Below are 655 nucleotides of genomic sequence, written 5' to 3'. Positions count from 1 at the left end.
AATTAAAATTTAATCATAACTTTTGCTTCTACAATATCTTTGTAAGCGATATTCGCTTGTTTTGTTACAGTTACTTTGCCTTTTCCTACGGGTTTTGGCTCTCTAACTTTCCACTGTAAAGTAATAGCTTCTTCTGCAACTTCAAAAAGTGTACCTTCAAAAGTTTCTGTAGCTGTTTTTACTTTTAGGGTTCTATTTATATTTTTTTTATACTGGCGTTGTTTCACCAAAGGTGCTGTTGCTCCTGCCGACATAACATCTAATGAAAAATCTTGCTCTTCTCTGTCTAAATTATGTTCAATGGCTCTGCTTATGTAAATACAATCATCAACCACCACACCGTTATCACCATCAATAATAACTTTTATTTGGTTATCTCCTTGTATTGAAAAATCTATTAGAAATAAATCTGTACGTTCTTCTAATGCTTTTTCAAGTAAATTTTCAACTGTACTTTTAAACATTTTTAGTATAAAAAGAGGGGACTTTCCGTCCCCTCATTGTTAATTTTGCCTTACAACGCTGCAAATATATAATTTTTAATTAAGAATGCCTAATAAATGGCTTTCAATGTGTTTTTGTGTTGTTTACAAAATTTAAAACCATTCTTTTTTTTAAGCAACACTAATGCTTGCAAACCTAAATAATAAAAAAA

Annotated in this window: 1 protein-coding gene; it reads right to left on the bottom strand. The window is 30.2% G+C overall.

All coding sequences use genetic code 11. The annotated features are described in order from the left end of the window. Positions 1 to 2: 2 nt before the first annotated feature. Positions 3 to 464: a ribosome assembly cofactor RimP gene (gene rimP, locus FUA24_RS04130; RefSeq protein ID WP_147138272.1), complete on the bottom strand. Its 462-nt coding sequence runs from the start codon at positions 462 to 464 to the stop codon at positions 3 to 5. Positions 465 to 655: the final 191 nt, after the last annotated feature.

The sequence above is a fragment of the Seonamhaeicola marinus genome (assembly GCF_008085455.1).
Note: the sequence above shows the minus strand (reverse complement) of the source record. Positions and strands in the feature narration are given on the sequence as shown.

Coding starts and splice junctions, on each gene's coding strand:
- rimP (WP_147138272.1), bottom strand. CDS start 464: ATGTTTAAAAGTACAGTTGAAAATTTACTTGAAAAAGCATTAGAAGAA.